This is a genomic window from Exiguobacterium sp. UBA6309 (genome assembly GCF_002439205.1).
Taxonomy (GTDB): Bacteria; Bacillota; Bacilli; order Exiguobacteriales; family Exiguobacteriaceae; genus Exiguobacterium_A.
This window is the reverse complement of sequence record NZ_DJTL01000009.1, coordinates 71,062-97,642: the sequence shown is the minus strand read 5'-3', so window position 1 is coordinate 97,642 and position 26,581 is coordinate 71,062. Positions and strand designations below refer to the sequence as shown.

Here is a 26,581-nt window from a genome sequence, read left to right as displayed (position 1 = left end):
TTCTAATGAAACGGAACGAGTCATCGTTCCGTTTCATTGCGGGTATGGTCATGTAAGGATAAGTTCTCGAGGAAAGGGGAGAGGACGGAATGAAGCGAATTCCTGATGAAATTGTCGATCAGGTCCGCCAAGCAACGGACATCGTCGAATTGATTTCAGAACGTGTAGAATTAAAAAAACAAGGGAATCGATATTCAGGGCTTTGCCCGTTTCATTCTGAGAAATCACCTTCCTTTTCTGTTTCTCCTGATAAAGGAATGTACTACTGTTTTGGATGTGGTGCAGGAGGAAATGCAATTACTTTCGTCATGGAAACAGAAGGAATGAGTTTCAAGGAAGCCGTTTCGAAATTAGCCGACCGAAGCGACGTCACACTTCCAGAGCTAGAACCGGACCGATTCGAGCAGTCGGAATCGACGCCTGAACAGGAAAAGAAGTTCCGCATGCGCGAAGCGCATCGAATCGTCACCGAGCTCTATCACGAGGTGCTGATTCAAACGGAAGCAGGCGACGCCGGAAGAATCTATTTAGAAAATCGCGGTATACGCGAGGGGGCGATGCGTGAGTTTCGACTCGGGTATGCACCGGATCAAGATCGTTTTACAGTGGATTCCTTGGCACGACGTGGGTTTGATTTAGATGAGATGGTCGAAGCGGGATTGATTTCAATCGGACGTGATGGTGATTATCGAGATCGATTCAACGGTCGGGTCGTGTTCCCTATTTCCGATCGTGATGGCACGATCGTCGGATTTAGTGGCCGTTCGATTGACGGTCGTGACCCAAAGTATGTTAATACAGCGGAAACCCCTTTGTTCAATAAAAGTGAACTGTTATTTGGATTTGCTCAAGCACGAGGGGCGATGCGTAAAATCAAACAAGTCGTCCTTGTTGAGGGAAATCTTGATGTTGTGCGTGTTGCTCAAGCGGGTATACCTTATACGGTAGCTTCTTTAGGAACAGCGTTAACGCCTGTTCATGCCCAAAACCTGGCACGCATCGTCGATGAAGTCATTGTTTGTTATGACGGAGACAAAGCAGGACGCGCTGCGACGCTAAAAGCCTTACAGTTGCTTGAAGCCGTTGCCGTCGACTGTTCCGTCATCCGCTTACCGGATGGCGAAGACCCTGACTCCTTTATTGGGAATCAGGGAGAAGAGACGTTTTTACACTGGATCGAACAAAAACGGGTTTCAAGTCTTGAATTTAAATCTTTTTATTTTCGACAAGGAAAAAACTTGCGATTAGAAGGAGAACGCGTTCGATATATTGAAACTATGCTTGAAGAGATTGGTCGAACATCCAATCCGTTGTTACGGGACATCTATTTAGGAAAACTTTCTGAGGAATTTAAACTCTCGAAAGATTCTTTGATCTCACAAGTGCGTCCAACCGTCCAACAACCGAAAAGAGAACAAATCGTTTCCGATCGCCCGACTGCTGTACCGACAGCACCTCCTGATCGAACGTTCGCGAACTGGAAAAAGGCTGAACGCTTCTTGCTTGCCTACATGATCCGTTCCGAAGAAGTATGTCTAGAAGTGCGTGAGCAGCTGGGTGTCCAATTCAATGATCCGGCACATCAATTGATTGCCGGCAAGTTATATGAATTTTATGGGACAGGTACGCAAGGAAGTCCAGATCGTTTTTTGACGATGCTCCATGATGCTTCCCTGCAACGAATCGTAGTGGATCTAGAGTTCATGCTGATGCCTGAATATGATCCTGACTTACTCAGTCATTACATTCGTGCCGTCCAGAACGAACAGCAACGTCGATTGCTCGAAGAAGAAAAATCACGATTGAATCAACAAACAGATATCCGTGCCCAAGCGGAACTGATGCAGGCGATCATTGAACGAAAGCGTCGTTTAAAAGATCGATGACCTGCTGCATGATGTGGAAGGAGTGTATGGTTCGATGGCAGAAAAAGCAAGATCAGAAGCTGAATTACTCCGTCTCGCGAAAGAGGAACTCATCGCGCTCGGACATAAGAATGGTGAATTGTCGCACCAGAAAATCGAAGACAAACTGAGTTCCTTCGAATCAATGGATGCTCAGCAATTCGAGGAATTCCTTCAATTGCTTGAAACAGAAGGTATCAAGGTTAACAATGACGGTACAGGGGACGAAAAAGAAGAGGCAGATTTGAACGATTTGTCTGTTCCACCCGGCGTTAAGATCAATGACCCTGTCCGGATGTATCTAAAAGAAATCGGTCGCGTTGATCTGTTGAATGCAGAAGACGAAGTCGAACTCGCGAAACGAATCGAACAAAACGATGAAGAAGCGAAAAAACGATTAGCGGAAGCAAATTTACGTCTCGTCGTTTCGATCGCTAAACGGTATGTCGGACGCGGTATGTTGTTCCTTGATTTGATTCAAGAAGGTAACATGGGTCTGATCAAGGCGGTCGAGAAATTCGACTATACGAAGGGATATAAATTCTCGACGTATGCAACGTGGTGGATTCGTCAGGCGATCACACGTGCGATTGCTGACCAAGCGCGGACGATCCGAATTCCGGTTCACATGGTTGAAACGATCAATAAATTGATTCGTGTCCAGCGTCAACTCTTGCAAGATCTTGGACGTGAACCATCACCGGAAGAAATTTCGAAAGAGATGGAAATCACGCCGGAAAAAGTCCGTGAAATCCTGAAAATTGCGCAAGAGCCGGTTTCTCTTGAGACACCGATCGGGGAAGAAGACGATTCACACCTCGGTGATTTCATCGAGGATCAAGATGCGACAGCACCACAGGATGCTGCTGCATATGAACTCTTAAAAGAGCAACTCGAAGATGTGTTAGATACACTCACGGATCGTGAAGAAAACGTCCTTCGTCTTCGTTTTGGTCTTGACGATGGTCGGACACGGACACTTGAAGAAGTCGGAAAGGTATTTGGCGTTACACGTGAGCGGATTCGTCAAATCGAAGCAAAAGCACTTCGGAAGTTACGTCATCCGAGTCGTTCAAAACGCTTGAAAGATTTCCTCGATTAATTCAAAGTGTGAAGAATATATGAAATTTTAGTGGGAAGGAAGAAAAAAGTTTCGTTTTTTTCTTCCTTCCCTGTTTTTTTTACAGTAGAATAGTAACGGGGAATACCATTCAGTCACCAACTTGGTTGGGTATAGAATATGGGGGGAATCCAAATGCGTAATCCATTAGTACCGTTCGCGGCGATCGCAGTCATCGCCATCATCGCTATGATTTCATTGTCTTACTTTGGGGTCGATCAGGTGAAGGAAGCTCGCAAAGGGCCGTCAACTGCAGAAATGAAGCCAGAAGACTTGTTTGCATCTAAAGGATGTACAGGATGTCACGGTGGAAACTTAGAAGGCGGCGTTGGTCCGAACTTAACAAAGATCGGCGCGAAGCTGAAAGAAGATGAAATCAAGGACATCGCAATGAACGGTAAAGGGCAAATGCCTGGCGGTCTTGCGAATGACGAAGAAGCAGCTGTTCTAGCTAAATGGTTAGCTGCTAAGAAATAAGAACAAGAGCATCTATCTCGTTACGAGATAGATGTTTTTTTATGGGCGGATGGTTTCTTTTTTACTGTAAATCCGCTATTTTAAAAGAGAGTTTTTCGGAAAATAGGAAGGATGAAGAAGATGCAAATGAACGTCGTATTGGATCAACGACTCCAAAAAGTCGTGTCGTATATTCCACAAGGAGCCATCCTTGCAGATATTGGTTCGGATCATGCATTCGTACCGTGTTTTTGTATCCAACAAAATAAAATCGAACGCGCCATCGCGGGGGAAGTGAATGAAGGACCGATGGAAGCCGCAAAAGGACAAGTGGCACTTGTAGGACTCGAGTCCCAAATTGATGTCCGTCTCGGGAGTGGTCTATCGGTATTGAAACCGGGAGAAGCGACAGCAATCACGATCGCGGGAATGGGTGGAACATTGATTGCCTCAATCCTTGAAGAAGGGAAAGATCGATTGTCGGGAGAAGAGCGTTTGATTCTACAACCGAATGTCGATGCAGTCGATGTCCGAAACTGGTTACTCGCACATTCGTATGCCTTATTGTCAGAAGCCATCGTCGAGGAGAACGGGAAGATCTATGAAATTCTTGTCGCGGAACGTGGAGATGAAACACTGTACTCAGAGGACGAAACAACACGACAATGGGAACTCTTCTTTGGTCCTCAGTTGATGCGAGAGCGAGCGCCAGAATTCATTGCAAAGTGGCAAATGGAAAAACAAAAACGTCAGTATATTTTGGAGCAGATGAAACAAGGACAAACTACGGAAATCTTATCTGAAAAAATCATAGCGATCGAACGATTGATTCAAAAGATGGAAGAGGTGACAAGCTGATGGCGAATGGGAATTATGTCATTGAGCAGTTTGAAGCATTCGCTCCGAAAAAATTCGCGCTCGAGGGTGATCCGATCGGTTTGCATATTGGAACGTTGAACAAGGACGTAAAACGTGTGCTCGTGACACTTGATGTCTTGGAGTCTGTCGTTGATGAAGCGATTGAAAAAAAGGTTGATCTCATCATCGCGCATCATCCACCGATTTTTAGCAAGTTAGCGAATGTGACGGATCGTTCCGCAACAGGACGCATCGTCACAAAATGTATCAAGCACGATATTGCGGTGTACGCTGCGCATACGAACCTTGATGTGACACCAGGAGGGGTCAATGATTGGATGGCAGAGGCAATCGGTCTTGAGTCATGTGAAGTTCTCGCCCCCACATTTGAAAATACACGCTACAAGTTGAGTGTTTTTGTACCAACAGAAGCTGCAGAGCGTGTCTCGACAGCACTTGCAAAAGCAGGAGCCGGGCAAGAAGGGGATTATAGTGACTGCCAGTTTCATGTCAATGGAACTGGGCAATTCCGACCGTCGCCTGAGGCTACGCCATATATCGGTGAAGCGAATCAACTCGAGCGGGTTTCTGAAGTCCGAATTGAGACGATCGTGACGGAATTGGATCAGAAACAAGTCATTCGAGCGATGAAGCAGGCACATCCTTACGAAGAGGTAGCCTATGATCTCATAAAGCAGGAACGTCCGGCAGCGCCACTTGGTCTCGGACGGATAGGTCGATTGCCGAAACCCATGACGTTGCGAGCATTTGCAGAGCATGTTCGGACGGTGTTTGGTGTTCAAAACTTGCGTTTCGTTGGAGACGAATCACGGGAGATCAATAAAGTCGCTGTTCTCGGTGGCGATGGGAATAAATATGTCTCGACAGCAGCTTTTGCCGGAGCCGATGTACTTGTCACGGGTGATCTCTATTTTCATGTCGCCCATGATGCGATGGCACTTGGACTAGCGGTCGTTGATCCCGGACATCATGTAGAGTCGGTCATGAAGGAAGGCGTCGTCAACGAATTGAAGCGTCGATTCGAACAGAAAAAAATCGACGTCGAACTGCTGATTTCAACAGCGAATACGAATCCGTTTCAGTTTTTGTGAGGCAACGAATCGAGTACGCTAAGGGTATCTTTTGAGCAGTAAAAAACCGAGTCGCGAATGATAATCGCGACTCGGTTTTGCTGTATCGATTGTTAGGATTAAAGTACTTTGACTTTAGGCAAAATCCGTCTTAGTTCAAGGAATGGTGTCTTGTCATGCGTACTAATATCAGTAGGATCATATTGTTGTAAGAAGTCGATGACTTTTTTCGTGATCGGTGTTGGCGTCGATGCACCTGATGTGACGCCGACTTGCTGTACACCTTCAAGCCATGATAAATCAAGCTCCGTTAAATCGCCGATTCGATGTGCAGGAGTTCCTGCGATATCAAAGGATACCTGTGCCAAACGGTTCGAGTTGTTCGAACGTGGGTCACCGACGACGATGACGAGATCACAGTCTCCTGCTTGATCTGCTACCGCTTCTTGTCGGACTTGTGTTGCGTTACAGATTTCATTGTGTACTTCCACATGCGGATATTTTTTCCGAACGTGTTCCATCAAAGCTTGGACATCCCATTGACTCATCGTTGTCTGGTTCGTGACGATGATTTTTTTATGAGCAAGCTGAGGAGGAAGTTCATCGATATCTTCGACTTTTTCGATGAGGTGAACATGTTCCGGCGCTACGCCGACGGCACCTTCAGGCTCCGGATGACCATGTTTGCCGACGTAGATGACTTCATAATCATCCGCGACGACTTGACGAATCAAATCGTGCGTACGCGTCACGTCAGGACACGTCGCATCGACGACGTGTAAGTTCTTCTCTGCAGCACGAGCATAAACAGCAGGTGAAATACCGTGTGCTGTAAAGATGACCGTTCCCTTTTGAATCGTCTCTAAGGCTTCGAGGCGATCAGGACCATCGACAGTGATGACACCCATATTTTCGAACTCACGTGTAACGTGAGCATTGTGGACGATCATCCCTAAAATATGGATCGGGCGTGGCAAATCTTTATTCAATGCCGCTTGTTGTGCAAGTTTCATTGCATCGACGACACCGTAACAATAGCCGCGGGGGCTGATTTTTTTTACTAGCATAGTTATGGATTCTCCCTTTGTGAAAAAGAATGATTAGTTAGAGTGTACCATTGATTGAAGCTGAATGAAAATAGAGGAGTCTGTTTCATCCACAGAACATGCTATACTAATGAAGTTGTCAATTATTCAAAAGGGAGGCGAAGGGATGGAGTCTAAGAAAATGATGCGGTCGTATTTTTTTCAAATCACCGCCGTCTTATTCATCCTGATTTGTCTTGTCATTTCAGCGCTTGCCTTCACTGCAGACCGGGTCACGATTTCCCGAGTCGAACAACAAACAGAAAAACAGAGTGAAAAAAGTGTTGAAGTCTCTGGGAATGCGATTCGCGACAATGTCGGGAATTTGCATGAAGAAATCATGAGCTTGCAGTTGAATGTCAAAAACCCTAAAAAGTTGAGTCGGAAAATTGAGGAGTCTAAATTGTTAGACATTGATACAGGGTTTAAAAGTCTCTTTTATTTTGACCGAAAGACGAAACAAATCACCTGGTTCTCAAGCGATGATCGTCGAGTGGAGAATAGTACCATCCTAAAAGACGATGATTTTGTGCAAACGTTGACGAGTACGGATTTTCATATGAGCAAGCTATATACAATGGAGTCAGATGCTGTCACGTACATGTTCATCCCGATTCGAGACGGCAATGAGCGTGTCGGAGTCTTTGGTGGTGGATTAAGCATCATGAATTCGATTGTTTTTCGAAATTCACTTGAATCGTTCGACGATCAGACCATTGCTTACCTTTTCAATAGTAAAAAACAATTGTTAGCCACATCCAGTAATCTCGTGACAGATGAAGAGCGCGTATTATCGAGAAGTGTGGTTGACCGTGCTTTTAAATCGCTAGAACCTTCCGAGATTTTTAGTACGAATCAAGATATGTATTACTTTGCGAAAGATTTAAAAGTGACGGATTGGAAAATACTCGTTCGAACGCCGCGAAATGTTTTTTATGAACCGGTCTATACGACACGACAACAATATTTGATCATCGCGGCTTTAACGCTTGTCCTCAGTCTAATTGTCGGCTATTTGATGTCGAAGCAGTTGACCGCGCCGATGCTTGAACTTGTAAATAAGATCGAGAAAAGCACCTCGCCCAAACCGATCGTTCTTGAGCGAGCGGGATCTAATGAGGTCAAGACACTCGTTGCCGCCTATAACGAGTATGCACAACGGATGGAAAATGCGCGTCTTGAGCAATTGAGTCAGCAACAAACGATGTTACATCAAGAAAAATTAGCATCACTCGGTCAATTAGCAGCAGGAATCGCACACGAAATCCGTAATCCATTGACGCCTGTCAAGATGACCTTACAGTTGTTAGCGACGGAAAAAGATCGTAATGCAGAAATGCTCGTTCTTGCTTTATCAGAACTCGATCGGGCGAATGGTATGATTCAAACGATGCTCGATCTGTCAAAAGGTGAGAACAATGCGCTTCGAAAAACGACGATTGATATGAATGATTTAATGAAGAAATTGACATATATCCTCGAAGCTGAAGCGCATCATTACGAGGCGGACTGCAAGATTTATACACCATCCTTTATGCCGAAGATTTATGCGTCAGAAGAGGGGATCTTGCAGATTTTAGCAAACTGTGTCCGAAATGCCCTACAAGCTGTTGCGTTTAAAGGACCGGACGGCATATGTCATCTGCATGTCCATGTCTATCCAGAAGAGGTCGTCTTCATTGTTCAGGATAACGGAATCGGTATGGACGGAGATCAAATCGAACATGTCGGTCAAGCGTTCAAAACATCGAAAGTCGACGGAAATGGACTTGGGATCTTCATGTCGAAACAAATCGTCCGTGATCATAAAGGGAAAATGATCTTTGATAGTAAGCCGGGCGTCGGTACGACGATTCAAGTTCACTTGCCACGAAAGGAGCAAATGGAATGAAATTCAATAAGGCCTGGTTATTCGTCCTGATTGTCTGGATTTCATCCGTTCTGTTCATTTCCAACTTGTTCGTCAATCCAGATCCTAGTCCACAACGTCATCTCGTTGGATTTACGATCGTGAATGATAAGCATGAGTTCGCACAACGGCTCGTAGATGCGTTCAAGACACAAGCCAAACTGAATAAATACGAAGCGGTCGTCACGACTTCCCATAACTCACGCATCAATGAACGGGAGCAGATTCAAGAGTTCATTCGGATGAAAGTCGATGCGATCTTCGTGACGACACTAGATGACGTCTATATCGCTAATGCATTAGAAGAAGCGGCTCGTGCCGGGATTCCGGTTTTTGCCATCGATCGATTGATCCGCTCCGATGCAGTGGTCAGTTCAATCACTTCAAATAATCAATTGATCGGGGAGCAGCTTGCATCATTCATTAAACACGAACGTATCAAGCAGACGGGACGAGCTACCGCCAATATCATTGAAGTCGCAGGGACAGCAAACGTCAATACAACCAATGAACGACACCGAGGATTTTTGACCGGTCTTGAGCGTGAGCCGGAACTTCAGATTGTCGAATCCGTGAATGGGGATTACGACCCCATCACTTCAGAAAAGGTCATGACGCAGGTGATTGAGTCAGGAATTCCGTTTGATGCCGTCTATTGTCATAATGACGATATCGCGCTCGGTGTCCTCGAAGCATTGAAAAAAGCAGGCATCAAAGGAAAAATAATTGTCGGCATAGACGGGAATCGTGCTATATTAGAAGCTGTTGACATGAAATCGATGGATGCGACGGTCGTCCAGAGTGCTGATGAGATGATGAAAGTCGCCTTCAGTGCATTGAAGCTTCATACGAAAAACAAAAAGATTCCAACTCGTTTTTATACGTACTCCTATCTGTATGACGGTAGTAGACCCATAACCATGTTGAACTAATCGAGAGGCAGAAGCCTCAGCAAATAAGGAAAGGACGGTGTCAATTCATGAATGGATTCAGCCATTATCAATTACACCCGTTCGTCATCGAAGCACTCGATGACGCCCGCATCACAAAACCGACCGACATTCAGTCGCGGATCATCCCAGCTGCAGTAAAGGGACGCGATATCATCGGTCAATCACAAACAGGAACAGGAAAAACGTTATCGTTCCTTCTTCCAATCGTTCAAAACGTCGATCCAAAGCTTCAAGAATTACAAGCCATCATCGTTGCTCCAACGCGCGAACTTGCATGGCAAATTCATGAAGAACTGAAATCGTTACTCGTGAAGGAACCAGACTTCATCAAGACGAGTCTTATTACAGGTGGAATGGATCGCGAACGTCAAATCGGTCGTGTGAAAGTCTCACCTCAAATCGTTATCGGAACACCGGGACGTATTTTAGACCTATTCAAAGAACAGGCTTTAAAACCACATTTCGTGAAGCACTACGTTATCGATGAAGCGGATCAAATGCTCGACATGGGCTTCTTGCCAGAAGTTGACCGGATTGCGCAAGCTCTTCCAGAACAGCTTCAGATGATGGTCTTCTCAGCAACGATTCCTGAGAAATTGCAACCGTTCTTGAAAAAATACATGAACAACCCTCGTTATGCGCATGTGGATCCAAAACAACAGACAGCGAAGAAAATCGTTCACCATACGATTCCGGTCAAGCATCGTGAGCGCTCACAATTGACGTTGAAAGTCGCGAAAGCGCTGAATCCGTATATCTGTCTAATTTTTACGAATACAAAAGCAGAAGCAATCGAAGTCGAAGCTTTGTTCCTAGAAGCAGGACTGAACGTTGGTTCCCTTCACGGAGATCTTCCGGCACGTCGTCGTAAACAAGCCATCAAAGAAATCAACGATGCGAAGTATCAATACGTCATCGTGACGGATCTTGCTGCACGTGGAATCGATATTTCAGGTGTCTCACACGTCATCAACCATGGTATTCCGAAAGATTTGGACTTCTACGTTCACCGTGTCGGTCGGACAGGTCGTGTCGATCAAGATGGATTGGCGTACACGCTGTTTGAAGATCATGAGAACGGTATGATCAATCGTTTAGAGGACCGTGGCATTCAATTTACGAACGTCGATGTCAAAGGCAGTCAAATCGTCGAAGTCAAAGAACGTCGCCGTGCGAAACCGCACATGAAGACTGCCGTCTCGAAGACAGCGCATAGTCGCCTTTCGGGTGAAGCAGCAAAAGCGAAAAAACGTGTTAAACCAGGTTATAAGAAGAAACATCAATATAAGCTGAAAGAAACAGCAAAACGTGAACGCATCAAAGAACAACGTGGTGTCGGTCGCGCGCAACGTAAAGAAAACGCACGCAAATCAAAATAACTCCATTGATGACACCCGTGAAATGAAAAAACATTTTTCGGGTGTCTTGTCGTTTTCAAGATTTGGTACACTGTAAAAAGAGAAAGGTGGAAAAGAACATGAAAATAGGTTCACACGTCTCCGTTTCGGGGAAAAAAATGCTGTTAGGTGCAAGTGAGGAAGCGGCATCTTACGGTGCAACGACGATGATGGTTTATACAGGAGCACCTCAAAATACACGCCGTAAGCCGATGGAAGAGTTACGGATTCAAGAAGCATTGCAACATATGAGTGCTAATGGAATAGAGGAAATCGTCGTGCATGCGCCGTATATCATCAACTTAGGGAATACGACGAAACCCGAGACATTCGAACTCGCTGTTTCGTTTTTAGCAGCAGAAATTAAACGAGCAGAAGCGCTTGAAAAGGCGCAACACATCGTATTACATCCTGGTGCGCATGTCGGTGCTGGGGAAGAAATCGGAATCAAACGGATCGTCGAAGGACTCAATGAAGTACTGACAGGTGACGAACAGGTTAAGATCGCGCTTGAGACGATGGCTGGAAAAGGATCGGAAATCGGAAAAACCTTCGAGGAACTTGCTCAAATCATCGAAGGCGTCACACATCATGATCGTCTGTCCGTCTGTCTCGATACATGTCACGTGCATGATGCAGGATACGATATCGTGCACGACTTAGATGGTGTTCTTGAACAATTCGACCGGATCGTTGGACTGGATCGTCTTGGTGTCATCCATGTAAATGACTCAAAGAATATCCGTGGTGCTCGAAAGGACCGTCATGAAAATATTGGTTTCGGTGAGATTGGATTTGATGCCTTACATCGTGTCGTGCATCATCCTGCTCTGGCACATTTATCGAAAATCTTAGAGACGCCATACATCGGGCTCGATCCAAAGAAAAAAGTGGCGCCGTATAAACAAGAAATCGATATGTTACGTTCGGGTGCGTTTGATGCAGACTGGCGTCTACCGATTCTAGGAGCACCAGTCGAATAACTCATAAAGGGGTGTCTGTGATGTGTCATATACTCGTCGTTGATGAGACTAGTTTTGCGATACGACAAGCTGTTGTCCACTACTATGAAACAAAGGAACCGTTTTATTTGCCGGCAGAACTGGTAGAGGGAGAAGAGGTGTTTCTTGCGACGACTGACGGTATCATGGCGTATGCTGAAGCCTTGTTCACCGAGTATACGACACGTCCAGAAGATCCATTTTGGTTGACGAATGCTGACGATTCGGAAGGATCTTATGTATGTCTTGATCTCATCAGTGTGGATTTACGACATCCGTTACTTGGACGACCACTCGATCAACTCGGGATTAAAACCGGACCAGTCGAAGGCGCGTTTCGCACACGTCTACTTGATTCATGGCAGTATGGGTATTTCGAAACCGATGTACTGACACTCGAACAATCTAAACAACGTCGAATCGAGCGCTTCAAGGAGCGAAATCATCTGGAACAAGTCGCGCGTCAATGTATGCATTGTGAAGATTCTAGGCAGTCGATACTGGAATGGCATTTGACACCAGAAGGATATCAGACGGTTTGCCCGACCTGTCACCGATGGTTACATCAACAGATGCTCCATGCCGTGGATACGGCGGCCGCGACGGAAGAACATGAATAAAGAAAAGCTCTGCTTTCTCCTGACGTTGTTCAGTAAAGTAGAGCTTTTTTGTCGATACAAACACATTCGGTTGATTCATTTGGTGAATTCCTATGTAACTAAGGAAGTGATGGTGTTATAATCAGGAATGATAATTGTTATCAATGAATGTAAAGATAGATGGGGGAGCAGCTATGATGGATTTAGCTACGGTTCCAATGAACCAGCCTGTCGTGATGACGAACATGAATCATATCGATGATCGATTACGTCGGCGATTACTCGCACTTGGTTTTTATGAAGGATGTCCGATCATCGTGCGACGAAAAGCGATATTTCAAGGTCCTATGACGATTGAGCAACAGGATCATCACCAAATGGTTGCTATCCGTCGCAGTGATGCAAAACGAATCGAGGTGTATGTACCATGACAACACAACGCATTGCATTACTCGGAAATCCGAATACCGGAAAAACGTCTTTGTTCAATCGATTGACGAATTCCTATGCTCATGTCGGGAACTGGTCGGGGGTCACGGTGGACAAAAAAATCGGACAGTTGCGTGGAAATCGCGGGCAATTGATTGACTTACCGGGTGTATATGACTTAGATCCATTGTCTGCAGATGAAGCAGTCGTTGCTCGATTTTTAATGGAAGACTCATTTGACTCGATGATCAACATCATCGATGCGTCCCAGCTTGAGCGAAATCTACAATTAACTGCTCAGTTACTGGAAATCGGAAAACCTCTTCAAATTGGGCTGAACATGATGGATGTAGCCGATCATCGTGGGATGAAAGTCGATCCAGTACGTTTAGCAAGTGTGTTACAGGTTGATGTTTTCCCGATCGTCGCCCGAACGGGTGATGGATGTGATGTATTATTATCTTCCTTACAACAGGAACCACAGCCCGTCCTTCGAATCGATTACGGTTCAGAGACCGAACAGGCGATTGAGGATATCCTCGAAATCGTCGACATGCCGGAGATGGAACGATGGATGGCTGTTCAATATTTAGCGGGGAACCGTGTTTTTGTTGATGCGCTAGAGCAACGGACACCACAGGTCGCAACGATTCGTAAACAGCTAGAACAACAGCTAGGACGATTCGTTCATGCGCATATCACGGAGTGTCGCCGGCACTGGGCAGTGGCGACGAGAGCCGCTGTCGTCACGGAGGAACAGACGACAAGAACGAACTGGACGGAACGGATTGATGCGGTCGTCACACATCCGATTTTAGGATTACCCATTTTCTTTGCGATTCTTTATCTTTTGTTCCATGTGACGTTCAACTGGATTGGATCGCCAATGTCGGATTTACTGGATGGATTCATCGCTGGACCACTCTCAAAAGGGCTCATTAGTCTATTGAGTACGCTTGGTGCCTCACCGTTCATTCAAGATTTACTTGTTGAAGGTGTCGTGGCTGGGGTTGGTGGGGTACTTGTATTCGTCCCGCAAATCTTCGTCCTCTTCTTCTTCATCTCATTTTTGGAGGATTCGGGTTACATGGCACGTGTCGCGATCGTCATGGATCGATTCATGCAGATGGTCGGCTTAAACGGGAAAAGCTTCATTCCGATGATCATTGGCTTCGGTTGTAATGTACCAGGGATCATGGCTGCTCGTTCTGTAGAAGAAGAACGGGAGCGCTTAGTGACGATCTTTATCTCGCCATTCATGTCTTGTTCTGCTCGTTTACCGATTTACGCTGTTTTTGCGGGAAGCTTCTTTGCGACGAATCAGGCACTCGTCGTCTTATCGCTCTATATCCTTGGGATTGTACTAGCCCTCATTGCAGCAAAAGTCTTTTCAAAAGTCTTAGCTGCAGAAGATGCGACGAGCTTGTTCTTAGTCGAACAACCACCATACCGGATTCCGCAAGGGTTGACTTTGTGGCGGAGTACATGGCAAAAAGGAAAAGGGTTTGTTCGAAAGGCGGGAACGTTCATCTTTGGGGGATCGGTCGTCATTTGGCTGCTTGCTTATACTGGGCCTGGTGGACTGGACGTCAATATGAATGATAGTTTTCTTGCGATGATCGGTGGCATCATTGCTACCGTGCTCGTACCGCTTGGATTCGGAACATGGCAGGCAGGTGCTGCCCTCATTACCGGATTTCTTGCGAAGGAAGTCGTTGTCTCAACGATGGCAATCATTTATGCTGTCAATGAATCGGAACTAGGACGTCATATCGCGCAACAGTTCACACCGCTCAGCGCGTATAGTTTCATGGTCTTCGTCTTGCTTTACGTCCCGTGCTTAGCAACGGTCGCTGTCATTCGTCGTGAAGTCGGAAGTGCGAAGTGGACGTGGATTGCTAGTTTATATGGCTTATTCGTTGCTTACGGGGTGGCGTTCATCATTTATCAAACAGGACAATGGTTAGGATTCGCTTAAGGGGGAGAACAGATGCATTTCATCGATATACTCATCGGACTGATCGTCTTTGGTTATGCAGGGTTTTCACTTGTTCGCTTTACGAAAAAAGCGAAAAAAGGAAAATGTGCGACATGTGAAGTAGAGCCGACGTGTGAGACGGCATGCGATGAGGTCAACTGGGATCGTGTGATCGCAGAAGCCTTAAAAAAATAATTAAAAACCGTTCTCTTTTCTGCTTCGGGAAGTCAGAGAACGGTTTTTGTTTGGATTAGAAAAAGCGTTCTACTAAAAATAGATAGATTTTCATCCCAAGGAAGACACCAAAGATCCCGACGACGGCTGGAAAAACAGGTGGGGCAGGAATCGGCAGTTTCAGTGCGGTAAACACGACGCCGCAGATGACGCCGGCGAGAAGGGATAATAAGATTTGCTGAAGCATACATTTCGTCCTTTCTGCTGTAAATCAACATTTGAAGTAGAGTACGTAGTAAAACATGACCAACATCATGTAGCATTTTGATCAAGAATGACTTTGTCCTCTTTCTTTTCGATCGTGATCCACTTTTGTGTTAATGGTGTTGTAAAACTAGGTTTTTGTTTGAGTTTGCCGCTCGTATAGTCTTGAATCAGCAACTGGGATTCACAGCTCTGTTTTCCGTCCTTCACGTAATGATAAGATCCATCCGCTGCCTGTTCACGCGACTTCACATTATCAGCAAGGGCGAGGGCGAGACAATCCTTTAAATACTCTTTATGTTCTTCGTCCATGATCGGGAATAAGATTTCAATCCGTTTTCGCATGTTACGCGTCATCCAGTCAGCGCTTGACCCATACATCAAATCCTGTCCGTTGTGATGGAAGTAGAAGATGCGTGAATGCTCCAAGTAACGATCGACGATCGAGATGACGCGAATGTTCTCCGAAACACCTGGAATGCCAGGACGCAGACAACAGACGCCCCGAACGATGAGTTCGACTTGGACACCGGCACGCGATGCCTTGTAGAGCCGTAAAATGATGTCTTTTTCCGTTAAACTATTCATCTTGGCAACGATTCGACCGTTTCCGTGTTTTTTATGATGATGAATCTCTTCATCAATCAATGACAGGAACTTCTCAAGCATCGCGTTCGGTGAAGTTTGGATGACGTTCCATTCGGGTTGTTCCCCGTATCCGGACAACCAGTTAAAGAAGTTTGTCGCATCTTCGGCGATTTCTTCTCGAGCGGTCAGTAATCCGACGTCCGTGTATAGTTTCGCCGTCGAATCATTATAGTTGCCGGTGCCAAGATGGACGAAACGCTGAATCTTTCCTTCGTGGAGTCGGACGACGAGCGTGATCTTCGAGTGCGTCTTTAAATCACTATATCCGTAAATGACATGGGCGCCGGCTTTTTCTAGCTGCTTTGCCCACTCGATGTTCTTCGCCTCGTCGAATCGAGCTTTGAGTTCGACGAGGACAGTGACCTGTTTCCCGTTCTCGGCTGCTGTTTTTAAGGCTTTAATGATCGGTGAGTCACCAGATACGCGGTAAAGGGTTTGTTTGATGGCAAGGACGTTCGGATCATTCGCCGCTTGGACGATGAACCGGACGATCGGATCAAACGTATGATACGGATGATGCAAGAGATAGTCGCGTTCCAGTAATTGATTGAACAGATTTTTTGAACTATCGAGTGCGGGTGGGTCGACCGGCATGATCGTTTGATAGATCAAATGATCATATTCAACACCGATTTGACTGTAGAAGGCGAAGGAGAACGTCAAATCAATCGGACCATCCACAGCAAAGATATCGCGTTCCTGCAAATCAAGTACATCGCGTAGCATGTTGACTAGTTCAGTATTGATGGCAGCTTTTTGGACTTCAAGTCGAATTGCTACCCCCCAACGCCGTTTTTTTAATTCCTTTTCGATTAACTTCAATAAATCGTGTGTCCCTTCTTCGTGAAACGGAAGGTCGGCATTTCGGGTGATCCGAAATGGCATGGCAGACAACACGCGATAGCCTTTAAATAAACTGTCAATGAAGGCGATGATGACGTCTTCGAGTAAGATGACAGCCGTCGTCTCGTCATCTTCTACCGGTAAATCGACGAATCGCGGTAAAACAGCAGGTACTTGTACGAGTGCCAAATTTCGTTTCGTCCCGTCTTCTGCTTCAAGAACCGTTGCGATGTTAAGTGATTTTGAAGACAACATCGGGAACGGACGATAGGCATCGACAGCAACAGGCGTGAGTACCGGAAAGACTTGTTCACGGAAAAAGGATTTTACATAGGTCGTTTGTTCTGAAGTCAGGGCGTCGTATTTTAAGAATGTAATGCCTTCATCGGATAACGTCTGATTGATTGCTTGAAATGCTTCGTATTGCCGATCGACTAACTCTTTTGTTTTCAACGCGATCGCACGTAACTGTTGTTTAGGTGTCATCTGTTGTTTATTTTCCGGTTTATTGAACCCGGCGAGCACTTCATCCTTTAAGCCACCGACCCTTACCATATAGAACTCGTCTAAATTGGAACTAAAGATACCGAGAAACTTAAAACGTTCCATTAATGGATTGCGTGTGTCAAAAGCTTCAGCCAGTACACGTTCGTTGAACTGGAGCCAGCTGAGCTCACGATTGTTGAAATGTTCCGGTATGTCGAGCTTCATGAAGGAAGATCTCCTTTCGTTTCGAAGGTAATCGTACAATCAATGATTCGTTCCAGGTGTTTCTTTTGTTTTTCGGCTTTTTCGACTTCAAATCCATAATCGTGATCGCCTGTATCGAGGACGAATTGGAGTTGGTCCTTTTTAAGGAATAGTTCCAAATGATCGACAGCTTTTCGTTCCGTCACGTCGAGGGCATGGCTTAACTTGAGTAAAGAACCGAGTAAGTCGAAGCGGTCCAGTGATTCTTCCGTGAACCATTCTTTGAACGGCTTTGCTAATTGTTGCATCCGTTTCGCTGAAGAATAGGAGCTGACAAGGGAGAGCGCAACGCGATCCTTGTGCGTCATGCCATTCATTTCGGTGTTCGTCAACAAATAAAACGTTTGGTCTGATCGCGTATCCGGATTAATGTATTGACCGCAATAAAACAAACGACTTGCGGAATCGAGGAGGCGTAAATCGGACGTTCGTTCTGATACCAGGTCTAACGTGACGAGTTGACGGTACATCGATTTAGCAAGTGTTCCGATATACGACGCACGATCACGATTGACCTTATAATCACTTTCAAGCTGATAGAGGCTCTGCTCACGTACGTTTTCAATCCGGCGGTATGCTTCGTCCTGCACGTCGAACTCGTAAACAAGACCTTCACGAAGACCGAGATTGCTCATGATGAATTCTTCCGCTTCGATGTGTTGAGCTAACCCTTGGATCGCAATCAATGCCGGCAGGAAAATATCGATTCGATCCTTTGATAACCCTTCGATTTTCGATAGCTGTTTCGCTGATTTCCCTTCCAGATCATCGACCATCTTCGCGAGTTCCTTCGCCTTGATTTGATATTGATGAACGCTCCGAAGCGGATAATCCTGATTGGATTGATGGATACGAACGAAGTTTCGGGCAGAACCACCGACACCGATTAAAGGAAGCTTTTTATCACTTAGCCATGGTATCGATTCGAATTGTTCCCGTAAGAATTTCACCAACTTCTTCTTATCACTTGCACTAAGTGTCTCGTCGGAAACGAATTGCCGTGTCAATGTGACGGCGCCAAATGGAAAGCTATGATACGCTACCATCTCGCGATTTTCGATCAAGGTGACTTCCATGGAACCACCGCCGATGTCGACAGAAAACCCATCTGTCAGGAAGGTCGAATTGATGATAGCAAAATAACCATAGTATGCTTCTTGTTCGTCTGTTAGAACCTGAATGGAAAAAGGTGTGTTTTCAGTAACGGATTTAACAATTGCTTCTCGATTCGTCGCATTACGAATAGCAGCGGTCGCGACGCAAATCGTCTCCTCGACCTCATGGGTGACACCGACTTCGTAAAATCGATGTAACGTTTCTTCGAGTAACGAGATGCCTGCGTCGTCAAGTGCTCCGTCTTTATTGATATGAGCAGATAAACGCGCGACGACTTTAATGTTAATCTTCTCGATGTAACGACCAGAAGCGATCGGATGGAAGATGACATAACGAATTGAGTTGGAACCGATATCGATGACTGCAAGTTCTTGTTTCAAGTGACCTCGACTCCTCTCTGCGATGCGTGCATTAAAAGATTTCCCTTCCTGAACAAGCCGGAAACAGCTAGTTTCTGTCTTTATTGTACCTTGATTTTTTTCAAAGGAGGATAGGAAGTTGCTAGAGTTGCACCAATAATTAGCGAACGCTATAATAAGACAGTTGATTAAGACGTAATTATTCCGTTTTACGAAAACGGAAGGAGTGAAAATAAATGGAAACACCAATCATCGAGATTGATCAAGTCAGTTATGATTATCCAGATCGCCGGGTATTGAATCAAGTTTCGTTTCAGGTTCAACAAGGACAATTCTTAGCAATCGTCGGGGAAAATGGATCTGGGAAATCGACGCTGATCAAATGTATCTTAGGTTTATTGCAACCGAAAGGAACGATTCGCTTATTCGGACAACCCCAATCGCAATTCAATGAATGGTGGCGAATCAGCTATGTCTCGCAAAAAGCAGCTTCGTTTAACTCGGGTTTCCCGGTAACTGTCGCAGAAGTCGTCGAGATGGGGTTGTATGCTAAAAAAGGACTTTTTCGTCGTTTGTCACGTGATGATCGAGACAAAGTACGGACTGCCCTTGAAACAGTCGGGATGTGGGAACGCCGTGATTCAAAAGTCGGCGACTTGTCCGGCGGTCAACAACAACGCGTCTTCATCGCGCGTGCGCTCGTCAACGATCCAGACTTAATGATTTTAGATGAACCAACTGTTGGTGTCGATCAGCGATACGTGAAAGAATTTTATGAAATTCTTGAAGAACTGCGTCGAGATAAACGGCGAACGTTCGTCCTTGTGACACATGATATCCATTTCGTCAGCAAACTCGTCACGGACGTCATTCATTTGGTCGATGGACGCTTAGGTTGTAACTGTGGCATTAAAGAGTATTGGGAACTAGATGAACAGACGATCCGCTCCCTCTATCCAGTTCCGGGACGTGTCCTCGTTCACGAAGGGAAGAGTGTCCAATGATCGAAGCATTCATGACGTTGAAATTTTTACAGTATGCTTTAGTAGCTGCCATTTTAATTGGATTCACGGCCCCATTGATTGGCTCGTTCGTCGTCGTCCGGCGGATGAGCCTGATCGCAGATGCACTTTCGCACGTCACGTTAGCTGGGATTGCACTCAGTCTCTTGATTTCTGGTATGGTCGCGCAATTAGCGGACTTAAATCCACTGTACTTAGGAATCGTGACGTCGGTCATCGCGGCACTGACGATTGATTGGTTGCGCGCTAAATATAAGCATTTTCAAGAACTCGCGATTCCAATCATCATGGCAACAGGGATGGGGCTCGGTGCGACATTCATTAGTCTTGCGAACGGCTTTTCAATGGATCTCGTCTCCTTCTTATTTGGAACGGTTTCGGCTGTTGCCTTAACGGATGTGTATACGATTCTTATCGTGACGGTCGTGGTCGTCATCTTCGTCTTTGCCTTTTATAAGGAATTGTTGTTCCTCTCATTTGACGAGGAACAGGCACGTGTCTCGGGAATTCGACTTCGTTTAGTTCACATTCTCTTTATGATCGTCGTTGCGCTTGTGATCGCGATTAGTATGCGAATCGTCGGAATTTTACTTGTCTCAAGCTTAATCACGTTGCCGGTTGCGGCAGCACTTCGAATTGCCAAAAGTTTTAAGACGACGATTTTTTTAGCTATCATCTTCGGTGAGATTGCAACAGTACTTGGACTCATCCTGGCTTATCAGTTTGATTTAGCACCCGGCGGAATGATTGTCCTACTTGCCGTGCTCGAACTGATCATCGTCATGCTGTTAGAACGTTTTTGGATAGGAGGTAAAACACATGAAGACGAACATCGAACAAGCGCGTGAACGAATGAAAGCTTCGGGGTTTAAAATGACGCCGAAACGTCTGGATTTGCTATCGTATCTGTTTGAAGTGAATCGGTATGTCAGTGCGCGGGAAGTGGCAGAAGCTCTCCGGACGTCTCATCCTTCGTTAAGTTATGATACGATTTATCGAAACTTGAATGATTTTTCGGAAATCGACTTATTAGAAGTGACGGAATTAGACGGTGAGATGAAGTATCGGGCTGCTTGTGCTTCCGGTCATCACCATCATCATTTGATATGCCGAATCTGCGGCAAGACGGAGACGTTGAATGTCTGCCCGATGGAGTGGATTTCACCCGCTCAAGAGACTGGTTTTGAAGTCGAAGATCATAAATTCGAAATCTATGGACGTTGTGCGAATTGTCAACGCTTGACGTCTTAAATAGAAGGGAACGTCCATTCGGGACGTTTCTTTTTTGTTTTTATACGACTAGTCCTGATTAAAACGGGAATAGTCGAACAGAGGTGATGAGATGATGATTTATGATACACAGGAAGCACGACAAATTGATGAGTGGGCACGGACATCTGGGCTACCGCTCGAGGTGTTAATGGAGCGAGCCGGAAGTCAGATCGCAACACAGATTAAAACGCGCCATTCGAAGGCAGAACGAATACTGATTTTGTGTGGAACCGGTAATAATGGTGGGGATGGTTATGTCATTGGTCGCGAACTGATACGTGACGGATTCGATGTCACGCTATTCACTCCGTTTGGAAAGAGTCGTTCGGATAGTGCGGCGATTCATACTCATTATGCAGAAGCGTTCGGACTTGTAGCCGAAAAACCATGTGGTCGATATGATGTCATTTTGGATGCCTTATACGGTACTGGATTTGATCCAGGTCGGATTAATCCGGAATTCGAGGCGCAGTGTGCATTCGTATCGGAACAAAAGCAGCAAGGAGCACGCATCTATGCAATAGATGTTCCGAGCGGTGTGCCGACGGACCATACTATAGGATTCAAAGAGATAGCGATTCGAGCAGATGCGACATTTCAATTGCATGCGATGAAACGATCTACCTTTTTGATACGGACGGCACCGTTTTATGGAGAATCAGAAACGCTAGATATCGGATTACCGGCTTTTGGTGAATGGCGCGTCTCACCGAAGGATCTGGCTTCCTTGTTTAAGCGGGAACCATACGGTCACAAGGGGACATACGGAACGGCATTATTGATTGGAGGAAGTGACACGATGCCGGGATCCATCCAACTCGCGACGCGGGCAGCCTTAAGAACGGGAGTCGGTAAACTACAAGTCGCGACGACGTCACTTGCGAAACAGGGGATCATCGTTCAAGCACCGGAAGCGATGGTCATGGACCAGACGTTACCGGCGATTCAGAACGTGCTATCTTCCATATCAGCAGTTGGAATCGGTCCTGGTTTATCGCAAGAAGTAGCCGAAACATGGGTGGATCATCTACTTGAAAGTGATCTGCCGGTAGTGTTAGATGCCGGAGCACTAATAAAAGAAAGTTACCCAGAACGAACCGCGCCGATCATCGTCACACCGCATATTGGCGAATTCGCTCGGATGACGAATCAGACTGTTGCAAGTATTCAAGATGATCTATTCGGTCAAGCAACTGAGTATGCCGTCTTGCATCAAGTAACTGTCGTTTTGAAATCCCATGTCATTTTAATCGCTAAACCAGATGGAGGTGGGTTTGTCATCTCTGGTGCATCGAGTGGTCTCGCAAAGGGAGGGAGCGGGGATACCTTGTTTGGAATTTTAACGAGTCTCCTTGCGCAACATCCATCAGGAGATGTCGAAAGAACTTTAGCGCTAGGAGCAGAGTGGTATGCGCGTGCTTCAAAACAAGTTGAACGACGATTACATCCAAGTAGTTTGTTAGCAACGGATGTCATCGAAGAGTTAGGACGATTTGGGTTATAGGACAATAATTGTTAGAGAAAAGTCTTCCGCGACACGTATGAGGGAAAACTTTTCTTTTTAGGAAATAATTGACACGTTCGATACGATAGGAGTATCATCAAGCGATGTCGAAACCTATATACGAAAAAACTAATGGAAAGGAGGGAAATACATGGAGGACATTGTTCGGAAACAACAATGGTGGTCGGAAATTTTGCCCTTTTCATGATGCTTGTTGGCGCTTTAATCATTTATACGACGACGGAAGAGACGATAAAGAATGCATATTTAAGTCGTTCTGTCATTATTTCATTTTTAGTCCTCATGGGGATTTTTATTTTTTATATCAGTCGTCGTAAGATGGACGTGGTGTTGCAAACCCACTTATTGTCCTTGATGTTGCTCGTTGTTCCAATCACTTCGATTAGTTTTTTACCTTATGCGGCGGTCACCGTTTGGGTTAGCAGTTTTTTGTTTTTAATGATCGCTTTGATTTCGTATCAACGAATCATGATGTGGTACGCCATCATCATTGCCATCGCAACTAGTTTTTACGTCATGTGGAATGCCGATACCGTGACGGTGAAAATTGATCCGACTGATCATTATGGACGAATTGGCATGATTATAATTGGTGTTTCCATCGCCCTTGTCATCAATCACTTGCATATCCGTAATTTAAATCATTTGAATGATTTGGCGATACAACTACACGATACGGCACGCTGTGACGAAGAAACAGGTATTTTGAATCGTCAAGGATTGAACGAAGTCGATTTCCCAAGACCTGAAAAACAGCTCATTTTTGTCGGTATTCATTTAGAAAATTATTATGAGTTGGCACGGTATTTTGGAGAAGACATTCAGTCACAAGTGTTACGGGCATGTATCGAACGGCTCAAGCGAAAACTACCTCCATATCAAGCGTTTGCTCGAATCGAAGCAGGAACGTTATTGATCGTCATGGAAAAGCCGGACAAGGTGGCATGTAAGGAAGTGATGGAAAAATTAAGTCAAGAAATTTCCATACCTTACGAAATCGAAGGGCATCATGTCTACGTCAACATATCCATCGTCATCGATAATGGAGAAGGGGCGACGGACAATCGGAAGCGTCGAGTACAGCAGTTATTGACTGCGCTACAGGAAGCCGCTCAACAAAATGAACGTGTGATGTGCATTGACCAAGCCTGGCGAAAGGATCAAGAATTGCGAGTCAAAGCAGCACAATCATTAGCACAGGCTAATATTGAAACGGACTTTCACCTCGTCTATCAATTGCAGTACGATGTTCGATCAGAGCAATTCATTGGTCTTGAAGCATTGGTTCGCTGGAAGACCTCGTTGCAAGGAGCTGATCGACCATCCGTCTTCATCCCGATTGCTGAAAAAAGTGACTTGATGATTCGTCTAGGAGAATGGATTTTTGAGGAAGGGTGTAAGACGCGTAAAGCATTGATCGGTCTCGTTCCGGATGAATTTACCTTATCGGTTAATGTATCGCCACGACAATTGACGAGTGAGTCATTCATGCCATTCATTGAACGAACGCTACTCAAGTATGCACTAAAGCCGCAACAGATTAAGATCGAGATCACGGAAAGTCAGTCGCTTGATTTTGAGAGTCAATCGATTCATCGAGCGCTCAAACGCATCAAAACACTCGATTTTCCAGTTTCTCTTGATGATTTCGGGACTGGTCATGCCTCGTATCACGTCCTCGAACGTTTATTACCGTTACGTCAATTAAAGATTCCAAAGCAATTCATTGAACAAATCGGAGCATCAGAGAAACGACAATCAATTCTTGAGTCGATTTTTCAATTGAGTCAGTCGATGCATGTCGAATGTATCGTCGAGGGGGTAGAGACGGGAGAAGAAGTACGCATTGCCAAAGAAATCGGGATTCATTTGTTCCAAGGCTACTTCTTCGCTAAACCGGTACCACTCGAAGAAATCATCTGTCTACTACAAAAAACGAATGAAGGAACGATTCATTAATCCCTAAAAAGCCACTTCAGTCCGAACCTTTCGGAGAGAAGTGGCTTTTTCAGACATTATTTATGATTGATATAGTCGATATTGATTTCGACCTTGTGTTTTTGCTTCATACAAAGCAATATCTGCTTGCTTGAAGACCGTTTCAGCGGGATGATGATGAGCGTAAGCAATTCCAGCAGATACCGTGATCGATACAGCGTGATCCTGCATGACAAATGGCGTTTGTTGAACGGCTGCCACGATTGTTTCTGCTAAATGAATAGGTTCGTAAAGGTCACAATCTGGAATGATGACGATGAACTCTTCACCGCCATATCGACCAACCGTGATAGGTGCGGGACAATGTTCATTCAATACAATCGAAAAATGGCGCAAGACGGCGTCGCCGCCGGCGTGACCATGCGTGTCATTCACACTCTTGAAGTGGTCTAAGTCAAACAAGATACCCCCCAAGAAGCTCTGTTTTTTTCAAGCGTCGTGACCTTTTCCAAAATGACATGTCGATTCGCAAGCCTTGTTAATTGATCGGTCGAAGCGAGATAGGATTGATAAGAGTAAAGAACAAAATGTTGTTGCAGGAGTAGTGACAAACGATAAAACAAAAAGGCTCCGCCAATCGTTAAGACGAAATAAGGAATATAAATCGTCCTCCAGGCATCTACAGGGGAATTACTCGTAATCAGTCGCCAAAGAACAAGTAGAGAGCCGACTGTCACGATGGCGGTAAAAAAATATCCTTGCCGTGTAATGAAGCGACGACAAATAAATGACAGCATCAAAAAAACGAGTAGCGTCATGACAGAACTAAGTAGGGCATTTATAGAATCGCCATTATCGATTAACAAACGATAAATCAGAAGCATTAATTCCGTCACTGTGATACTGATGTTACCACCGAATAAAGCGGATAAAGCGAGAGGTAACAAACGCAAGTCAATCAGTGCGCCGTTTAAATCGATCGCATGATGCATAAGAAGAATACCGGTGATCCCATTAGCAAAACCAAAATACAGCCGAGTAGACATCATCGAGTCGGGTTGAATCGGTAAACGATCACGAAGCAGATAAAAGGCGAATGTAGAAACGAGAAAAATAATACAAATATTAATAAAAAAGATATTCACTGTAGCAAGCATCATGAAGCACTTCCTAGTTTAAAATTTAAAACGAAAAGCATTGTAAGATATCTCAGAGTTCAATAACGTAAAAAATGGAAAAAACAGCCTAATCGGCTGTTTTAACGAATCGGTGCAAATTTTTGAATCTCTTGAACGGCCTCATTCCATGAAGCGACACGAATAACATTATTCGGTACGGCTTTACGGTTATAAGGTGCGTCGAACAAAATCACAGGGATGAATGTATCTTCTGCGATCTGCACAGCATTCTCTAATCGATCTTCCATAAACAAATCGAGTGATAAATCACGGACGACTTGTACTTTGTCGTGTGATCCCGTCATGATTAAGGAATCAAGAGGAAGTTCATGTTGTTTGATCCACTCTTCAGTTACAGGACGAACGAGTTCCGATCGTGCTGTCACGTAATGGAGATCATATTGCTTCCGCAAATTCCATAAGTGGTGGCGAACATGTTCTTGAGGGATGGACTCACGATAAATTCCTGTCTCGTGACCGGAGTTCACCATGTAGTCCCAAAATTCGATTTGATTCATATCCGTATACGTATGCAATTCATATTCAGACGCCTGATTGAAGTCAATCGACGTTCCGAGATGTTTATTCATGTAAGTGAAGCAAGAGGATGGATGTGTGATCGTTCCATCGATGTCGATTCCAATTTTCATTTACAGTCACCCACGTTCTAAGAATTTTTCTTCACTTAGTATAACATAGTCGAAATCGAGAT

The 26,581-nt window shown here is 45.1% G+C and carries 25 protein-coding genes; 18 read left to right on the top strand and 7 right to left on the bottom strand.

Annotated features, from left to right (window positions below; translation table 11 throughout):
* Positions 1-89: 89 nt before the first annotated feature.
* From dnaG to B3M90_RS01720, 5 genes are all read left to right on the top strand, one after another.
* A complete protein-coding gene (gene dnaG / locus B3M90_RS01740) occupies positions 90-1,886 on the top strand; it encodes a DNA primase (RefSeq protein ID WP_290782336.1) in 1,797 nt (598 codons plus the stop codon).
* 34 nt (positions 1,887-1,920) lie between these two features.
* Positions 1,921-3,006, top strand: coding sequence for an RNA polymerase sigma factor RpoD (rpoD, locus tag B3M90_RS01735; RefSeq protein ID WP_023467512.1), 1,086 nt, complete (start codon positions 1,921-1,923; stop codon positions 3,004-3,006).
* A gap of 153 nt (positions 3,007-3,159) precedes the next feature.
* Positions 3,160-3,501, top strand: a complete 342-nt coding sequence (gene cccA, locus B3M90_RS01730; protein WP_056060134.1) for a cytochrome c550 — start codon at positions 3,160-3,162, stop codon at positions 3,499-3,501.
* A 120-nt stretch (positions 3,502-3,621) separates the two neighbouring features.
* A complete protein-coding gene (locus tag B3M90_RS01725; RefSeq protein ID WP_290782449.1) occupies positions 3,622-4,338 on the top strand; it encodes a tRNA (adenine(22)-N(1))-methyltransferase in 717 nt (238 codons plus the stop codon).
* Positions 4,338-5,450 carry a Nif3-like dinuclear metal center hexameric protein gene (locus B3M90_RS01720; protein ID WP_214854853.1) on the top strand — a complete coding sequence of 371 codons (1,113 nt, stop codon included), beginning with the start codon at positions 4,338-4,340 and terminating at the stop codon, positions 5,448-5,450. The genes B3M90_RS01725 and B3M90_RS01720 overlap by 1 nt, the downstream gene beginning before the upstream one ends.
* 98 nt (positions 5,451-5,548) lie before the next feature.
* Here B3M90_RS01720 and B3M90_RS01715 read toward each other — a convergent pair whose 3' ends face one another.
* Entirely contained in the window at positions 5,549-6,496 is a 948-nt protein-coding gene (locus B3M90_RS01715; protein ID WP_214854854.1) for a 4-hydroxy-3-methylbut-2-enyl diphosphate reductase, read from the bottom strand.
* A 145-nt stretch (positions 6,497-6,641) separates the two neighbouring features.
* On the opposite strand from B3M90_RS01715, the gene B3M90_RS01710 reads away from it, so the two are divergent.
* The 8 genes from B3M90_RS01710 to B3M90_RS01675 all read left to right on the top strand — a co-directional run bounded on the left by B3M90_RS01710 (position 6,642) and on the right by B3M90_RS01675 (position 14,975).
* Entirely contained in the window at positions 6,642-8,405 is a 1,764-nt protein-coding gene (locus B3M90_RS01710) for a two-component system sensor histidine kinase NtrB (RefSeq protein WP_214854855.1), read from the top strand.
* Positions 8,402-9,355, top strand: coding sequence for a sugar ABC transporter substrate-binding protein (locus B3M90_RS01705; protein WP_290777402.1), 954 nt, complete (start codon positions 8,402-8,404; stop codon positions 9,353-9,355). The genes B3M90_RS01710 and B3M90_RS01705 overlap by 4 nt, the downstream gene beginning before the upstream one ends.
* A gap of 47 nt (positions 9,356-9,402) precedes the next feature.
* On the top strand, positions 9,403-10,755 hold the full coding sequence (locus B3M90_RS01700) for a DEAD/DEAH box helicase (RefSeq protein WP_064300313.1): 1,353 nt from the start codon (positions 9,403-9,405) through the stop codon (positions 10,753-10,755).
* A gap of 98 nt (positions 10,756-10,853) precedes the next feature.
* The gene (locus B3M90_RS01695) at positions 10,854-11,756 is read left to right on the top strand and encodes a deoxyribonuclease IV (RefSeq protein WP_290782333.1); all 903 of its coding nucleotides are present in this window, start codon (positions 10,854-10,856) and stop codon (positions 11,754-11,756) included.
* 20 nt (positions 11,757-11,776) lie between these two features.
* Positions 11,777-12,394: a hypothetical protein gene (locus tag B3M90_RS01690; RefSeq protein ID WP_290782331.1), complete on the top strand. Its 618-nt coding sequence runs from the start codon at positions 11,777-11,779 to the stop codon at positions 12,392-12,394.
* Between the two features lie 176 nt (positions 12,395-12,570).
* The gene (locus B3M90_RS01685; protein WP_290782329.1) at positions 12,571-12,804 is read left to right on the top strand and encodes a FeoA family protein; all 234 of its coding nucleotides are present in this window, start codon (positions 12,571-12,573) and stop codon (positions 12,802-12,804) included.
* A complete protein-coding gene (gene feoB / locus B3M90_RS01680) occupies positions 12,801-14,780 on the top strand; it encodes a ferrous iron transport protein B (RefSeq protein WP_290782327.1) in 1,980 nt (659 codons plus the stop codon). Before B3M90_RS01685 ends, feoB begins: the two co-directional genes overlap by 4 nt.
* A gap of 12 nt (positions 14,781-14,792) precedes the next feature.
* Entirely contained in the window at positions 14,793-14,975 is a 183-nt protein-coding gene (locus tag B3M90_RS01675; protein ID WP_087679837.1) for a FeoB-associated Cys-rich membrane protein, read from the top strand.
* A 55-nt stretch (positions 14,976-15,030) separates the two neighbouring features.
* On the opposite strand, the gene B3M90_RS01670 is transcribed toward B3M90_RS01675, so the two are convergent.
* From B3M90_RS01670 to B3M90_RS01660, 3 genes are all read right to left on the bottom strand, one after another.
* The gene (locus B3M90_RS01670) at positions 15,031-15,201 is read right to left on the bottom strand and encodes a XapX domain-containing protein (protein WP_023467523.1); all 171 of its coding nucleotides are present in this window, start codon (positions 15,199-15,201) and stop codon (positions 15,031-15,033) included.
* 65 nt (positions 15,202-15,266) lie between these two features.
* A complete protein-coding gene (locus tag B3M90_RS01665) occupies positions 15,267-17,420 on the bottom strand; it encodes an RNA degradosome polyphosphate kinase (protein ID WP_290782326.1) in 2,154 nt (717 codons plus the stop codon).
* Positions 17,417-18,955: a Ppx/GppA family phosphatase gene (locus B3M90_RS01660; RefSeq protein WP_290782324.1), complete on the bottom strand. Its 1,539-nt coding sequence runs from the start codon at positions 18,953-18,955 to the stop codon at positions 17,417-17,419. The genes B3M90_RS01665 and B3M90_RS01660 overlap by 4 nt, the downstream gene beginning before the upstream one ends.
* 215 nt (positions 18,956-19,170) lie before the next feature.
* On the opposite strand from B3M90_RS01660, the gene B3M90_RS01655 reads away from it, so the two are divergent.
* The 5 genes from B3M90_RS01655 to B3M90_RS01635 all read left to right on the top strand — a co-directional run bounded on the left by B3M90_RS01655 (position 19,171) and on the right by B3M90_RS01635 (position 24,712).
* On the top strand, positions 19,171-19,938 hold the full coding sequence (locus B3M90_RS01655) for a metal ABC transporter ATP-binding protein (RefSeq protein ID WP_035409184.1): 768 nt from the start codon (positions 19,171-19,173) through the stop codon (positions 19,936-19,938).
* Positions 19,935-20,804: a metal ABC transporter permease gene (locus B3M90_RS01650; protein ID WP_035409182.1), complete on the top strand. Its 870-nt coding sequence runs from the start codon at positions 19,935-19,937 to the stop codon at positions 20,802-20,804. Before B3M90_RS01655 ends, B3M90_RS01650 begins: the two co-directional genes overlap by 4 nt.
* Positions 20,776-21,207, top strand: coding sequence for a Fur family transcriptional regulator (locus B3M90_RS01645; protein ID WP_035409180.1), 432 nt, complete (start codon positions 20,776-20,778; stop codon positions 21,205-21,207). Before B3M90_RS01650 ends, B3M90_RS01645 begins: the two co-directional genes overlap by 29 nt.
* A gap of 94 nt (positions 21,208-21,301) precedes the next feature.
* Complete coding sequence (locus tag B3M90_RS01640; protein ID WP_290754764.1) at positions 21,302-22,732, top strand: NAD(P)H-hydrate dehydratase; 1,431 nt, start codon at positions 21,302-21,304, stop codon at positions 22,730-22,732.
* A gap of 204 nt (positions 22,733-22,936) precedes the next feature.
* Entirely contained in the window at positions 22,937-24,712 is a 1,776-nt protein-coding gene (locus B3M90_RS01635) for a bifunctional diguanylate cyclase/phosphodiesterase (protein WP_290782322.1), read from the top strand.
* Positions 24,713-24,772: 60 nt separating this feature from the next.
* Here the strand turns inward: B3M90_RS01635 and B3M90_RS01630 are convergent, their stop codons facing one another.
* The 3 genes from B3M90_RS01630 to B3M90_RS01620 all read right to left on the bottom strand — a co-directional run bounded on the left by B3M90_RS01630 (position 24,773) and on the right by B3M90_RS01620 (position 26,519).
* On the bottom strand, positions 24,773-25,153 hold the full coding sequence (locus B3M90_RS01630) for a GGDEF domain-containing protein (protein ID WP_251137899.1): 381 nt from the start codon (positions 25,151-25,153) through the stop codon (positions 24,773-24,775).
* Complete coding sequence (locus B3M90_RS01625; protein ID WP_290782318.1) at positions 25,141-25,851, bottom strand: LytS/YhcK type 5TM receptor domain-containing protein; 711 nt, start codon at positions 25,849-25,851, stop codon at positions 25,141-25,143. Before B3M90_RS01625 ends, B3M90_RS01630 begins: the two co-directional genes overlap by 13 nt.
* Before the next feature lie 98 nt (positions 25,852-25,949).
* Positions 25,950-26,519, bottom strand: coding sequence for a 5' nucleotidase, NT5C type (locus B3M90_RS01620; protein ID WP_251137900.1), 570 nt, complete (start codon positions 26,517-26,519; stop codon positions 25,950-25,952).
* Positions 26,520-26,581: the final 62 nt, after the last annotated feature.